This window comes from Bradyrhizobium genosp. SA-3, assembly GCF_004212635.1.
Taxonomy (GTDB): domain Bacteria; phylum Pseudomonadota; class Alphaproteobacteria; order Rhizobiales; family Xanthobacteraceae; genus Bradyrhizobium.
Window position 1 is genome coordinate 1 of record NZ_PSRT01000020.1, and the last position, 14,373, is coordinate 14,373.

The 14,373-nt window shown below is 62.2% G+C and carries 15 protein-coding genes; 8 read left to right on the plus strand and 7 right to left on the minus strand.

Annotated features, from left to right (window positions below; all coding sequences use genetic code 11):
- Positions 1-197 (plus strand): hypothetical protein (locus CWO91_RS43690; protein WP_208753002.1); only part of this gene is annotated, 197 nt, incomplete at its 5' end.
- Between the two features lie 141 nt (positions 198-338).
- On the opposite strand, the gene CWO91_RS42815 is transcribed toward CWO91_RS43690, so the two are convergent.
- The 4 genes from CWO91_RS42815 to CWO91_RS08990 form a co-directional block, all read right to left on the minus strand.
- Positions 339-491 carry a hypothetical protein gene (locus CWO91_RS42815; RefSeq protein WP_165405315.1) on the minus strand — a complete coding sequence of 51 codons (153 nt, stop codon included), beginning with the start codon at positions 489-491 and terminating at the stop codon, positions 339-341.
- Positions 492-564: 73 nt separating this feature from the next.
- On the minus strand, positions 565-759 hold the full coding sequence (locus CWO91_RS08980; RefSeq protein WP_130213148.1) for a hypothetical protein: 195 nt from the start codon (positions 757-759) through the stop codon (positions 565-567).
- Between the two features lie 143 nt (positions 760-902).
- A complete protein-coding gene (locus tag CWO91_RS08985; protein ID WP_165405316.1) occupies positions 903-1,589 on the minus strand; it encodes a Crp/Fnr family transcriptional regulator in 687 nt (228 codons plus the stop codon).
- A 731-nt stretch (positions 1,590-2,320) separates the two neighbouring features.
- Positions 2,321-2,572, minus strand: a complete 252-nt coding sequence (locus tag CWO91_RS08990; protein WP_130213150.1) for a hypothetical protein — start codon at positions 2,570-2,572, stop codon at positions 2,321-2,323.
- A 176-nt stretch (positions 2,573-2,748) separates the two neighbouring features.
- Between CWO91_RS08990 and CWO91_RS08995 the strand changes: the two genes are divergently transcribed.
- From CWO91_RS08995 to CWO91_RS09015, 5 genes are read left to right on the plus strand one after another with little or no spacing between them, the layout of a single operon-like run.
- Entirely contained in the window at positions 2,749-3,003 is a 255-nt protein-coding gene (locus CWO91_RS08995; RefSeq protein WP_165405317.1) for a DUF2933 domain-containing protein, read from the plus strand.
- On the plus strand, positions 3,003-3,677 hold the full coding sequence (locus CWO91_RS09000; protein ID WP_165405318.1) for a methyltransferase family protein: 675 nt from the start codon (positions 3,003-3,005) through the stop codon (positions 3,675-3,677). Before CWO91_RS08995 ends, CWO91_RS09000 begins: the two co-directional genes overlap by 1 nt.
- A 50-nt stretch (positions 3,678-3,727) precedes the next feature.
- Entirely contained in the window at positions 3,728-4,435 is a 708-nt protein-coding gene (locus CWO91_RS09005; protein WP_130213153.1) for an ABC transporter ATP-binding protein, read from the plus strand.
- Positions 4,436-4,439: 4 nt separating this feature from the next.
- On the plus strand, positions 4,440-6,803 hold the full coding sequence (locus CWO91_RS09010) for an ABC transporter permease (RefSeq protein WP_130213154.1): 2,364 nt from the start codon (positions 4,440-4,442) through the stop codon (positions 6,801-6,803).
- Positions 6,804-6,805: 2 nt separating this feature from the next.
- On the plus strand, positions 6,806-8,044 hold the full coding sequence (locus CWO91_RS09015; RefSeq protein WP_130213155.1) for an efflux RND transporter periplasmic adaptor subunit: 1,239 nt from the start codon (positions 6,806-6,808) through the stop codon (positions 8,042-8,044).
- Positions 8,045-8,171: 127 nt separating this feature from the next.
- On the opposite strand, the gene CWO91_RS09020 is transcribed toward CWO91_RS09015, so the two are convergent.
- From CWO91_RS09020 to lepA, 3 genes are all read right to left on the minus strand, one after another.
- The gene (locus tag CWO91_RS09020) at positions 8,172-8,417 is read right to left on the minus strand and encodes a hypothetical protein (RefSeq protein WP_130213156.1); all 246 of its coding nucleotides are present in this window, start codon (positions 8,415-8,417) and stop codon (positions 8,172-8,174) included.
- A gap of 594 nt (positions 8,418-9,011) precedes the next feature.
- Entirely contained in the window at positions 9,012-9,701 is a 690-nt protein-coding gene (locus CWO91_RS09025; RefSeq protein ID WP_130213157.1) for a hypothetical protein, read from the minus strand.
- 598 nt (positions 9,702-10,299) lie between these two features.
- Complete coding sequence (gene lepA, locus CWO91_RS09030; RefSeq protein WP_130213158.1) at positions 10,300-12,111, minus strand: translation elongation factor 4; 1,812 nt, start codon at positions 12,109-12,111, stop codon at positions 10,300-10,302.
- 132 nt (positions 12,112-12,243) lie between these two features.
- Between lepA and CWO91_RS09035 the strand changes: the two genes are divergently transcribed.
- Positions 12,244-13,599, plus strand: a complete 1,356-nt coding sequence (locus CWO91_RS09035; RefSeq protein WP_130213210.1) for a YARHG domain-containing protein — start codon at positions 12,244-12,246, stop codon at positions 13,597-13,599.
- On the plus strand, positions 13,596-14,363 hold the full coding sequence (locus tag CWO91_RS09040) for a M15 family metallopeptidase (RefSeq protein ID WP_130213159.1): 768 nt from the start codon (positions 13,596-13,598) through the stop codon (positions 14,361-14,363). The genes CWO91_RS09035 and CWO91_RS09040 overlap by 4 nt, the downstream gene beginning before the upstream one ends.
- Positions 14,364-14,373: the final 10 nt, after the last annotated feature.

Below are 14,373 nucleotides of genomic sequence, written 5' to 3' on the forward strand. Positions count from 1 at the left end.
CGAGCGTCGTGTTCTGCAAAAGAGGGCTGCCTGCCAACTTCCGCTATGCTCCGTTAGTGACCGGGATCGCGCGGCAGTGCAATGTCGCGAAGGGCCAGCAGGTGACGTTCGAAATGAAAAAGGCCGCCAACCGAGGCGGCTTACTTTTGCACCTCCAGCTCTGCCAGGATTTTCGTGAGCGTCTCAAGCAAGCGTAAGGAGCGGGTCGCTGGGCGACCTTCGCACAGCGCTTCGCTCACCTCTTCAATTTCGCAATCGATACGGGCCCGAACTCGCGAGATCAGCTCGGCGCGGCGCTCCGGGTTGTCGATTAGAATGAGCATCGCGTTGCTTCGCTATCATACAGGCGGGAGCGTGGCGGCAGCGCTTTGCGCTGCATCGGCGTCAAGGATCGCGACCTTGCGATCAAGTTGCCATATCTCGACGCCGTGGCGATTGATCAAGCGCCGTGCGGCCTTCACAGCGGCTTCATCACTGGCCGCCTCAAACACCCGCGCATCGCAGATGTGACCATCCTCGCCGATAATAAATGCTCAGTATCCGACCATATTGAATTGCTCCGCGCTAGGTTGGCGGCCGCAGTTCCTTGGACGACAGCCAGTCGTTGACGTCGGAAGCGGTCTCGGCTTGGCGCGCACGACGCAAAAGTCCTTCGCGTTCGACGCCGGGCGGAGTGGCTTGGGCCTGCTGGCGCAGACGTTCTGCCTGTTCGAGCAGCCGCTGTTCGAGGGTGCTGGTTTGTTTGAAACGGCGTCGCATCGGCGCTGCTCCATTTAAGTTGGGGCGGGAGCGCAACCGGCGTTCTCATCACCGATGACTGCCTAAGGACGGTGCGGTGATCGCATAATTAGATACCCGTTATGTCTAGTTGTCGACGTAAATATTCACGAAGGCGAAGAAAGTTAGGAACTGTTCCGCTTGAGAAGGCCATAGCACTCGCACGATAAACCTCGCACGACGCTGCGATCCAGGATCTGGATTTTTCCCCGCGAATAGGCAATGGCTCCTCGTTTTTGCAGCCTGTTTGCGACATCCGTGACGTATGTGCGGTGCACGCCCAGCATCTCAGACAGTAGCTCCTGTTTAAGTACGAAGTGATCACTTTCCGCGCGGTCCGCCGTGTGGAGCAACCACCGGCAGAAGCGTTGTTCGACGCCATGCAGCGAATTGCAGGCAGCTGTCATCGTGGTTTGGTCGAGCAATATGTCAGCACTCCTGAGACACAGCTCCGCCATAGGCGCGCTGTCCGTCACCATGTTCCGAAACTCCTTCGCTGAAATCTTCAAGGCTTGAACCGGTAGCTGGGCGACGACGCGAATGAGGGACGTGCGCGGCGCCCCAAGGCCCGCACGGGCTCCGATCATGCCTTCCCGGCCGACGACGGAGGTTTCGGCCATCCGACCATCTTTCAGCACGACCAAAAGCGAGAACATGCCCGATAGCGGGAAGTGAACGGCCGTGACTTCCTGCCCCTCCTGTTGAACAACATCGCCTTGGGCATATCCGACGACCGACGACCTCTCCCTTACAGATTCGAGGTCCCGTCGGGGAAGAAGGGCTAAGAGCTTGTTGCGAAGAGGATCATCCACTTGCGCACCTATCGCCCGATCGGTCGGGCCGGTCCGCAGGGGGTAAATCAACGCTCCGAGGGCGCTACCACGGAAGGGGTACGTGACGACAAAGTCGGATGAGGTCGATCCGTTCCTCACAATTCTTACGTTGCCGTGCAGGGGTCCCGGCAATCGTTCGCGCGCTCTGGATACCTAAACGGGAGCCTGATGGATGATAGTTGAGGTCCGTTTGGGGTCATTTTCGTCGGTTTAGTCGAAGTTTTCGGCTGATCGAAGTCGGCTCCTGGCCCATCTGTGACCTCGGAGAATGTCCGGTCTTCGGCCGCTGTCGGGAGGTGACCGGACGTCAATCGGCCAGCCGCATAATGAGTGCATGCCTAGCTCAGGTCAGAACTTGACCTCGGACAGAACCGTTGTCAGGCCGGGTCAGAAAACGGTATTCGGGATAGGGCTTGGCAGGTCGTTTTACGGGCCCGAAGCCGACAGAAGCCATCACCGATGTGGCGCTCCGATGCTGAGATCAGAGGCTAATCGGTCGGCGGTCGAGAGGTCGCTGCTGATGGGCGCCAGCCGACATCGGCGTTTCCTCGCTCATTCTCGTTGTGGGCGGTGAGAGGCGCAAAGGTGGTCTATTTGGGGGGAAGGATCAAGGCAGCCCCGCGCCTGTCATCCCGGGCCGCACGCAGCGCGAGCCCGGAATCCATCGTGCGGCAAGCAAGGCGGAGGACCGGGCGCGCGGAATGACGGTATTACTTGTTCTTGTCGCCCATGTGGTGAGGCGTCGAGGTGCTGGGTCCGCCGGTGTAATGATGACCGCCCGATGAGGACTTCGACGAGGCGCCGGTGGTCTCGTTCTTGCTGCCCATGTGATGCGGGACTTCGGTCTTCGGCCCGCCGCTGTAGTGATGGCCATTCTTCTCTTTGTCCGTGGTTTGAGCCATCGCAGGAACGGCCAGCAGGGAAACGATGCCAATGGCGGCGACGAATTTCTTGGTGATCATGTTCGGTTCTCCGGATTGCGGGAGCTTTCATGGTAGGCCTGCCGCGGCACATCGGCTTTGAGCAAGGTCAAGGAATGAGCTTCGTAGCTCTAGCGCCGCAGTTTGAGAGCCGTTGATCTGCGTCAACAATGATCGCAGCGCTGCTCCTATGCTCCGAGGGACATAGGAGCGTGCCGATGTCGGTACAGGACCATTCCGGGTATCGAGAGCCCCCGCAGGAGGGCATGTCCGTCAAAGCCAAGGCCGGTCTGGTCCTGATCGGATTCCTGGTCATCGCCGGCGCACTTCTGTTTACCGAGCACAGGGCTCACGTGCTCGGGCTCCTGATCTGGCTCCCGCTCCTCGCCTGTCCTCTGATGCACCTCTTCATGCACGGCGGACACGCTCACCATCACGGCAGCGGCCGGCCGGACGATTCGAGGAGCGCCTGATGCACGATGCCGCGCCCGCCTACGGCCTCTGGGGCCTCGTCATCGTCAACTCGGCGGTGTTCATCCTGTTCGCCTACAGCTTCTTCAAGCCGCAGACCTCCCGCGGCTGGCGCTCCTTCGGCGCCTTAAGCGCGTTTCTGGTGGCGCTGTTCGTGGAGATGTACGGCTTCCCGCTCACCATCTACTTCCTGTCGGGCTGGCTGCAGTCGCGTTACCCGAACGTCGACTGGTTCTCCCACGACGCCGGCCACCTGCTCGAGATGATGTTCGGCTGGAAGACCAATCCGCATGCCGGACCGTTCCACGTTCTCAGCTACATCTTCATCGCCGCCGGCTTCATCCTGATCTCTGTCGCCTGGAGGGTGCTGTACGAGGCGCAGCAGACCCGCAGCTTAGCCACCATCGGCCCCTACAGCTATGTCCGGCACCCGCAATATGTCGGCTTCGTGCTGGTGATGTTCGGCTTCCTGTTGCAGTGGCCAACGATTCTGACGCTGGCGATGTTTCCGGTGCTGACCGTCATGTATGTGAAGCTTGCCAGAGACGAGGAGCGCGAGGCCCGGGCCGAGTTCGGCGAGACCTATGCGCGGTACGCTGCGCAGGTGCCGGCGTTCTTTCCCTATCTCAACCGGCAATCCGGTCAGGGCTCTTCCGGCGGCTATCGTCACGGCTGACCCTCGCGCGAGGAGATGCCCGCGAACGGCACTGGCTTGAAAGGACGTCGATGGGCGTGCCAGTCTTCACCGCGAAAGCGCTGACCAAGACCTACGTCTCGGGCGAGGTGATGGTGCATGCCCTCAACGACGTGGATCTCGAAATCGCCGAGAAGGAAGTGGTCGTGCTGCTCGGCCCCTCCGGAAGCGGCAAGACGACTTTGCTCAACATCATGGGCGGCCTCGACCGGCCGACCGGCGGCCGGCTGTTCTTCCGCGATCTGGATCTGACCGGTCTCGAGGATCGCGAGCTGACGAAGTATCGCCGCGACCATGTCGGCTTCGTCTTCCAGTTTTACAATCTGGTGCCGAGCCTCACCGCGTATGAAAACGTTGCGCTGGTCACCGAGGTTGCGAGGAACCCGATGCGGCCCGCCGACGCGCTCGCGCTGGTCGGGCTCGAGGAGCGCATGCATCACTTTCCCGCCCAGCTCTCCGGCGGCGAGCAGCAACGCGTCGCCATCGCCCGCGCGATCGCGAAGCGACCGGCGGTGCTGCTGTGCGACGAGCCGACCGGGGCGCTGGACTCGAAGACCGGCAACCGCGTCATCGAAGCGCTGCTCGGGGTGAACCGGCAGCTCGGCACCACCACGGTCATCATCACCCACAATGCCAGCATCCAGGAGGTCGCCGACCGGGTGATGTTCTTCGCCGACGGCCGGATCTCCCGGATCCAGAAGAACGCGAGCCGGCGGCAAGCCGCCGAGCTCACCTGGTGACGACATGACAGCGCTCGACATCAAATTGTTTCGCGACGTCAGGCGGCTCTGGGCTCAGGTGCTCGCCGTCGCCTTGGTCGTCGGAGGCGGCGTTGCGACGCTGGTGCTTGCGGTCGGCTCCCATCGTTCCCTGGAAGAGACCCGGATCGCCTATTACGAACGCTATGGCTTCGCCGACGTGTTCGCGCAAGCGAAGCGCGCGCCCAAGGCGCTCGCCGACAGGATCGGCGAGATCCCGGGTGTCGCCGTCGTCGACACCCGCATCGCCAAGCTGGCGCTGCTGGATATTCCCGGCTTCTCCGCGCCTGCCAGCGCCCAATTCGTCTCGCTGCCCGATAACGGCGAGCCGCACCTCAATCGACTCTACATGCGTTCCGGACGTCTTCCGGAGGCCGGACGGACCGAAGAGGTTGTCGTCAACGAACCGTTCGCCCGGGCTCACGGCTTCTCGGAAGGCGCGCGGTTCTCGGCCATCCTGAACGGCAAGAAGCGCGAGCTCGTCATCGTCGGCACGGCGCTGTCGCCCGAGTTCGTCTACACCGTCGGGCCCGGCGACCTGATGCCGGACGACTGCCACTACGCCATCGTCTGGATGTCGGAGAAGGCGCTCGCCGGCGTCTACGATCTCGATGGCGCCTTTTCGGTGGTCTCGGTCAAGCTGCAACCCGGCACCTCGGAGCGCGAGGTGATCTGGCGGCTCGACACCTTGCTCGACCCCTATGGCGGGCAGGCGGGTCATGGCCGCAAGGACCAGACCTCGCACGCCTGGCTCGATCATGAGCTCGACATGCTCAACAACATGAGCCGCACGCTGCCGCCGATCTTCCTGCTGGTCGCCGCGTTCCTGGTCAATCTCACTTTGACCCGGCTGGTCGCGCTCGAGCGCGAGCAGATCGGCCTGCTGAAGGCGCTCGGCTACGCCGACAGCAGCATCGTGCTGCACTATTTCAAGTTCGTGGCGCTGATCGTCGTGATCGGAATCCTCCTGGGCGGCGTCGCCGGCACCTGGCTCGGCTTGCGCGTCACCGCGCTGTTCGGCGACTTCTTCCACTTCCCGTTCCTGGTGTTCGCGAAGGCGCCGGACCTCTACGTCACTGCGGGCGCGCTCAGCGCGGCTGCCGCTGCGATCGGCGCGTTCCGGGCGCTGCGCGGGGTGGTGAAGCTGCCGCCTGCCGTCGCCATGCAACCGCCGGCCCCGCCGGTCTATCGGCGGCTGCTGCCGGCCCGCATCCAGCTCGACCAGATCGTGTCACAGCCGACGCTGATGATGATCCGCAACATCGCCCGGCATCCGGTGCGGGCCTTCTTCACCGCGCTCGGCATGGCGCTCGCGACTGCGATCCTTGTGGTCTCGCTGTTCACGAGGGACAGCATGGAGCACCTGACCGACGTGACCTACTTCCTCGCCGACCGGCAGGACGCAGCCGTCGGCTTTGCCGAGAAGCGGATCGCGAATGTCGTGGAGCAGGTGAACCGGCTACCGGGCGTTCTTGCCGCCGAGCCGTTCCGCGAGGTGCCGGTCCGGATTCGCCACGGCAACGTCGAACGCCGCATCGTCATCAGCGGCCGGCCGGCCGACGCCGACCTCCGGCGCATCATCGACGCCGAGCTTCGGCCAGTCGTGCTCCCGGAGACGGGCCTCGCCATCTCCGGCATGCTCGCCTACATCCTCGGCGTCGGGCCCGGCGACAGCGTCGAGATCGATCTGATGGAGGGAGCCCGGCGAACCGTCACGGTGCCGGTCGTCGCCACCGTCGAGGACTATTTCGGCATCAGGGGCATGATGGAGATCGAGGCACTGCGCAAGCTGATGCGCGAGGCGCCCGTCGTGACCAGCGTCAATCTCAGCCTCGACGAGAACCGGACGGAGGACTTCTACGCCGCCGTGAAGTCCATGCCGACGGTCGGCGGCGTGGCGCTGCAGCGCGTCTCGCTGGCGAACTTCCGCAAGACCGTCGCGCTGCTCGTCACCACGATGGCGAGCATCTACACCGGGCTCGCCGCCGTGATCGCGTTCGGCGTCGTCTACAACAACGCCCGCATCTCGCTGTCCGAACGGGCGCGAGAGCTGGCGAGTCTGCGCGTGCTCGGTTTCACGCGCGGCGAGGTGCTGCGCATCCTGCTGCTGGAGCTCGCCATCCTCACCCTGATCGCCCAGCCGCCCGGCTGGCTGATGGGCTACGGGCTTGCATGGGTCATGAAGACGAACCTGGCCGGCGAATTGATGCGCGTCCGCCTCGTCGTCGAACATTCGACGTACGTCATCGCCACCTCCGTCGTGGTGCTGGCGGCTGCCGCCTCCGCAGTCGTTATCCGCGAACGCATCGACAAACTGGACCTCGTCGCGGTCCTCAAGACGCGAGACTAGCCATGCCGGCAAAGTGGACCAAACGTATCATCGGTGCTGCGGCCCTGGTCGCGATCGCGGGAGGCCTGGCCTGGTTTGCCTGGCCACGCCCGGTTCTGGTGGATCTTGCGACCGTCTCGAAAGGGCCGATCGAAGTCACGGCGGATGACGACGGAAAAACCCATGTCCGCCATGTCTACACGGTCTCGGCGCCCATCGCGGGCAAGGTCTTGAGGATCTCGCATCCGCTTGGCGAGCAGGGACCTTCGCTTCACGTCGGCGACGAGGTCGTTGCCAATCAGACCGTCATCGCCCTGATGCAGCCGACGCTGCCGGGGTTCATCGACGCGCGTTCGCGCGATCAGCTCCAGGCCGAGGTCCTGGCCGCGGATGCGGCGATCCAGCAGCAGGAGGCGGAAGTGAAGCGGATCGAAGCCGCGTTGGATTTCTCAAGGACTGAATTTCAGCGGGCTCAGGCACTGTCGCGCACCCAGACCATCTCTGCCCAGGCCTTCGACAAGGCGAAGTTCGAGGTCGCCACCAACGAGGCCGCCTTGGCGAGCGCGAAGGCTCAGGTCGACATGCGCCGCGCGGTGCGGACCAGCCTGGCGGCGCGGTTGATGGATCCTGCCAACGCCGCGCCGTCGGCCGCGCCGACGTGCTGTGTTCGGGTGCTCGCGCCCACCAGCGGACGGGTGCTAAAGATCGTCCAGGACAGCGAGGCCACGGTCCTGCCCGGGACGCCGCTGGTCGATATCGGCAACCCCGTCGATCTGGAGGTCGTGGCAGATCTGCTCTCGACCGATGCCGTCCAGGTCAAGGTCGGCGCGCCGGTCCGGATCGACGGCTGGGGCGGGAAGCCGATTAAGGGCAAGGTGGTCCGGGTAGACCCAGCCGGCTTCCTGAAGGTCTCGGCGCTGGGCATCGAGGAGCAGCGGGTTCGACTGACCATCGATTTCAGCGACCCGCCTGAGGCGTGGGCCTCACTCGGACATGACTATCGGGTCATCGTCCACGTCACCACCTGGAGTGCTCAGGACGCTTTGACCGTGCCGGTGAGCGCCTTGTTCCGGAAAGGCGATCAGTGGGCCGTTTTTGCCGACGAGAACGGTCGTGCAAAAACGACTCTCGTTCAGATCGGCCACCGCAACAGCCGCATGGCCGAGATTCGACTAGGCCTGACCGCCGGGGACCGCGTCGTGCTGCACCCGAGCGACCGGATCACCGATGGAGCGAGAATCGCGCAAAGAGGTCCGGAATAGATACAGCTCGTAGGATGGGTAGAGCGAAGCGAAACCCATCAAGCTTCATCCTCACAAATCGGATCGAGCTCATCTAGATTCTGCGTCCGCCAATTTGAGCGATGGTTTGGCAAGAGCTCAACCCATCCTATCCGGCCAGCTGTTCAAACAGTGCGTGGACGAGGAATGCTACTATTGGAAGCACCACGATCCCCGTTAAAAAACTTTGCTTCAGATATTGCCGTTGTTGATCGTCTCTTGGAAAAGTTTCCCAGGTTAGGTGTTCCCAGAAGCTCGTTCGAGGCGATGGCTTGATGCCTCTGATCCAAAGAGAGCCATGAACGATCAGCAAGCTTGTTAGCAGCGTCACCAGAATCGAAAAGCCCTTAGGCATAGAGCTCTCTTGCCCTCCGCGTCACATGCCGGCACCGCATCACCAAGACTTGTGAGGCGGCAAGTGTTGATGGACGTCTGCGCCGCCGCCCCACGATGCCATCCTGCCCCTGTTTTGCCCGACTCGTCAACCAGATTTCGTAAAATCAAAAGCCGCAACGGCGGCCAGGCAATCGCTTGCCGTGCATGGGGCCCATGTCCGCGAGGCGTGTTGCCCGGCGGAAATGCTCCAACCGCCGCTTGCGACCTGTGTGAAAACGCTACACGGCCAAGACCCGTAGCGGAGGTTACCGCTTCTTGTACATAGCCAGCAATGTGCCGACCATCAACCCAGAGCATATAGGCACGCCAATAGCGATCATCGTCCAGAACGCGATGAGCAAAAAGTGCGCGAATACCCCCTCTCCAATTACATCGCTCCGTAGCCAGAAAGGCACTGTGCAAGTCGCGGCCAGTAGAAGGCCCGCCAAGGCGATTTTCATGAATGCGGTGGAGCGTGGATCACGTCGCGCTGAATGAAATGCCGACCATGCTTCCAAGAGCGCAAGGGCTAACCACAAGATTTCAATTGCGAGCGGGACGCCAGCCATATTCGCTATCTTCGATAAAAATCGTAGGCATTCAGCTCGTTGGCAAGCGTAGCTCCCGAATGCAGTCGATCGCCGTCAAGCTGAGTTTTCATGGTCTTGAGCCACGGCAGCTTCGCTTCAATACCGGCCGTCACTGGGTCTTCTGTCACCTCAATGACGGCTTCACGAAGTACAATTCCAGTGCCGAAAGTTGCGGCTAGATTTGCCGGATCAATCTGCTCGACCGACTTCGGCTCATCAAGATCACGAAAGCGGACCAACATCGGGGTTTCATCGCTATGCAAAACTCGACGCGGCCGCTGCTCCTTCAAAAGTCGCACTTGTGGAAGGGGATCGGTCTCCGATTTGAGTAGGTCACCAAATGCGTGAAACAGCAACCACGCGGGATCGCCGAGCCTGCCAAGGCCAACTCTCGGACCGCGTAGTAGAGCGAAGAACTCGCCGTGGGAGCCGAGATCGACTGTAACAGCTTCCCCAGTCACCTCGTTGCCGAAACCTCCCATAGATCCAAAGAGGGCTCTCGTGTCAGACTGTTTGACCTGAATGATCCCAGACCCGCTGACGGGTTTGCCATCCACGACCACGTTGAACGTCAATCTGTACCGGATTGTCTCGCTTAGCGAGTTGCCGCACCCCGTTAAAGTGCTGCTCAAGAGGCAGAGGACCACCAGCCATTTCGCGCGATGTTGAGCCATCGTCTTTCCAACGACTGACGGTGAGTAATAGCCGGTATGAACTGCCGCACACCAACATCCCCTGGTTGTGGGTCGCAAGGCACTAAAGTTCCGTAAATGGTAGTCGGAATGCCTTAGAGTCAGAGCAGCTTGGACGAATTAATTGCCGCTTCTGGCCTCCGCGACCTCGGGGAATGTCCGCTCTTCGGCCGCTGCTGGGAATGACCGGACGTCAATCGGCCAGCCGCTTAATGAGTGCATGCCGTAGCTAAGTTCAGAACTTGACCTCGGACAGAACGGCTTGGCAGGAAGGTTTACGGGCCGGAAGCCAACGGAAGCCATCACCGATGTGGCGCTCGGATGCCGAGATCGAAGGCTAATCGGTCGGCGGTCGAGATGTTGCGTGCGGATGGGCGCCAGCCTCACGCCCGTTGCGATGATGCCACCATACCCCTGTTTTGCCCGACGGGTCAAAGGAATTTCGTAAAATCGAAAAAGCGCAGTGCAAACAAGACCCCGGCTACTGTGCATGGGGTTGTTTTTCGATAATTTTGTTTTCGGGCCCCAAACGTCCCGGACCGACCACTCTCGCTAAGCTTGAAACGGGCCTAAGCCCGCCTCAGCTATCCACCTTCAGCGCGGCAATGAACGCTTCCTGCGGGATGTCGACCTTGCCGAACTGCCGCATCTTCTTCTTGCCTTCCTTCTGCTTCTCCAGAAGTTTGCGCTTACGGGTGATGTCGCCGCCGTAGCACTTTGCGGTGACGTCCTTGCGCAGCGCGCGCACGGTTTCGCGCGCGATCACCTTGCCGCCGATCGCCGCCTGGATCGGGATCTGGAACATGTGCGGCGGGATCAGCTCCTTCATCTTCTCGACCATGGCACGGCCGCGCCCTTCGGCGCGGGTGCGATGCACCAGCATCGAGAGCGCATCGACCGGCTCGGCATTGACCAGGATCTGCATCTTGACCAGATCGGCCGGCTTGTAGTCGGTGAGATGATAGTCGAACGAGGCGTAGCCCTTGGAGACCGACTTCAAGCGGTCGTAGAAATCGAACACGACCTCGTTGAGCGGCAGATCGTATTTCACCATGGCGCGGGAGCCGACGTAAGTGAGCTCCTTCTGCGCGCCGCGGCGGTCCTGGCACAGCTTCAGCACGCTGCCGAGATATTCGTCCGGGGTGAGGATCGTCGCCTCGATCCAGGGCTCGTCGATCTCGGCGATCTTGACCACGTCGGGCATGTCGACGGGATTGTGAATCTCGAGCTCGGTGCCGTCGGTCAGCTTCATCTTGTAGATGACGCTCGGCGCGGTCGCGATCAAATTGAGATCGAATTCGCGCGACAGCCGCTCCTGGATGATCTCGAGGTGCAACAGGCCGAGGAAGCCGCAGCGGAAGCCGAAGCCGAGTGCGGCCGAGGTCTCCATCTCGAAGGAGAAGCTGGCATCGTTCAGCCGCAGCTTGCCCATCGCGGCGCGCAGCGTCTCGAAGTCGTCGGCATCGACCGGGAACAGGCCGCAGAACACCACCGGGATCGCCGGCTTGAAGCCGGGCAGCATGTCCGCCACCGGCTTCCTGTCATCGGTGATGGTGTCGCCGACGCGGGTGTCGGCGACCTCCTTGATCGCGGCGGTGATGAAGCCGATCTCGCCGGGGCCGAGCTCGTCGACCTGCTGCATCTTCGGCGTGAAGAAGCCGACGCGCTCGACGTCGTAGGCCGCGCCCGTGCCCATCATGCGGACGCGCTGGCCCTTCTTCATCGTGCCGTCAACGATGCGCACCAGCACCACGACGCCGAGATAGACGTCATACCAGCTGTCGACCAGCAGCGCCTTCAACGTCGCGTCGCGATCGCCCTTCGGCGGCGGCAGGCGGGTCACGATCGCCTCCAGCACGTCGGGGACGCCGAGGCCGGTCTTGGCCGAGATCATCACCGCGTCGGAGGCGTCGATGCCGATCACGTCCTCGATCTGCTGCTTGATCTTCTCGGGCTCGGCGGCGGGCAGATCGACTTTGTTCAGGACCGGGACGATCTCGTGATTGTTGTCGAGCGCCTGGTAGACGTTGGCGAGCGTCTGCGCTTCGACGCCCTGGCTGGCGTCGACCACCAGCAGGGAACCCTCACAGGCCGCCAGCGACCGCGAGACCTCGTAGGCGAAGTCGACATGGCCGGGCGTGTCCATCAGGTTGAAGATGTAATCCTTGCCGTCCTTGGCGCGGTAGGCGAGGCGCACCGTCTGCGCCTTGATGGTGATGCCGCGCTCGCGCTCGATGTCCATGGAATCGAGCACCTGCTCCTTGCCCGCCATCTCGCGGTCGGAGAGGCCGCCGGTCATCTGGATCAGGCGGTCGGCCAGCGTCGATTTGCCATGGTCGATATGGGCGACGATGGAGAAATTGCGGATGTTGGAAATGGGGACGGTCGTCATGGGCGCGGGATACCACTCACGCCGCGGTGCGGCAACCATTCCCTTACCCTCCTGCGCCGGCATGGGGCTCCCGCCGTCGATTTCAGTGGCGGCCTCTGCTATTTTCCCACCTTTCGGTCATGGAAACGGGCCATGCATTGGAAGATTCTTTCTGCCTTGTTGTTTACCGCATGTTTCGCCTTCCCGGCCGCCGCTGAAAAGCGCGTCGCACTCGTCATCGGCAATTCCGCTTACCGGAGCGTACCGCGGCTGGAGAACCCCGCGAACGACGCGCAGCTGGTGGCCGATACGTTGCAGCGGCTCGGCTTCACGCTGGTCGGCGGGGGTGCCCAGGTCGAGCTGGACAAGGCGGGCTTCGACAACGCGGTCCAGCGCTTCGGCAACCAATTGATCGGCGCCGACGTCGCCTTGTTTTACTACGCCGGGCACGGCATCCAGGTTCGCGGGACGAACTATCTCGTGCCGATCACGGCGAATCCGACGCGCGAGACCGACGTGGACTTCCAGATGGTCGATGCCGCACTGGTGCTTCGGCAGATGGATGGAGCAGGAACCAAGCTGAACATCGTCATTCTCGATGCTTGCAGGAACAATCCGTTTGGCGGGCGTGGCCTCCGTGGCTCCGACGGCGGCCTGGCGCAAATCCGGGCCCCGGAGGGAACGCTGCTCTCCTACGCCACCCAGCCTGGAAACGTCGCGCTCGACGGCGCCGACGGGCATAGTCCCTACACGCGGGCGCTGGTCGAAACGATGCAGCGACCCGGGCTCGACGTGCTGCAGACATTCAATCAGGTGGGACTCATCGTCAAGCGTGCGACCGGCAGCGCCCAGCAGCCCTGGGTTTCCACCTCGCCGATCGACGGCTCATTCTACTTTTCGGGCGCAGCGGCAGGGCAGGTGGCGGCAGTCGACGTGCCGACGACGGTCACGGCGCCTACCTCAAACCTTCCGTCTTCCGCGCCGGTGACGAGGACGCAGTCGGATTTCCTGTTTCCGGATTCCGATAGCCGGCTGCTTGCCGATGCCGATCTGAGGGCGCTGGGCAAGGATGAACTGCGCCTTGCGCGCAACGAGATCTTTGCACGGCGAGGGCGCTACTTCAACGCGCCCGATCTGACGGCGAGGTTCAGCAAGTTCGCCTGGTACGTACCCCGGACCTGGGACCCTCAGCTCAGCGCCGTCGAGAAGGAAAATATCGCCCTGATCGAACGCTATGAATCCGGCGGCCCGGCTCAGAGCGGCTTCATCTTTCCCGATTCCGATCGACGCCTGCTCACGTCCGCTGATCTGCGTGGGCTTTCGAACGACGAACTCCGTATCGCGCGCAACGAGATCTTTGCACGGCGAGGGCGCTACTTTGAAGCGGCAGATCTCAAGGCCCGCTTTGAGCGCTTCTCGTGGTATTTGCCCAATACATGGAATCCAAAGCTCAATTCGATCGAGGAGGCGAATGTCGCGCTGCTCGATCAGGCCGGCAAGCGTCGATGATGCTGGCGCTGCGGGCAGCACACGTCCTCCTCGTTCTTCTTGCCTCTGCCCCGGCGACGGCCCAGACCAGAACCGAGCTTCTCGATCGGCTGGTTCGCGCCTATCCCGAAGCTCTGTCCGGTCACGACGGCAACGAAATTGTCTGGCGCGATGGCACGGCGATGCCAGTCGACGACGGCATCGACGACAAGTCGTTTGATCAGCGCCTGCGCGACGCCTCGATCGTGGACCAGCTCCGTTTGCCCTATCCCGTCGGCGTTTCCGCGCCGCCCGCATTGAACGCCGATCCAGGAAGATTTCGAAACGAAGCATTCTTCAGGAAGATGTATGGCGACTGTCACAGTGGAGCGGTTCAGCGGAATCTCGTCACCATCACCTGGCTGCCTCGAACATGGGGGAAGGCGATCCAGGTGACCCGGATCAATGGCGTAGCGGACCGGCTCAAGGAGGTGTCGGCGGAAATCGACAAGCTCGCGCCGGCGCTGAAGGCCGCTGCTTTTCCAATTGCCGGTGTGCTGTCGTGCCGGCCGGTCGCCGATACCGGAAAGATGAGCATGCATGGCTATGCAGCCGCGATCGATCTGAATTTGGGATATTCCAACTATTGGCTGTGGGCGGGCCGGGGGAAGTCCATCCCGTACAAGAACAGGATGCCGCAGGAGATCGTCGACATCTTCGAACGCCACGGGTTCATCTGGGGCGGCAAATGGTATCACTACGACACGATGCACTTTGAATATCGCCCGGAACTGCTGGCCCGGTGATTGCGGATTT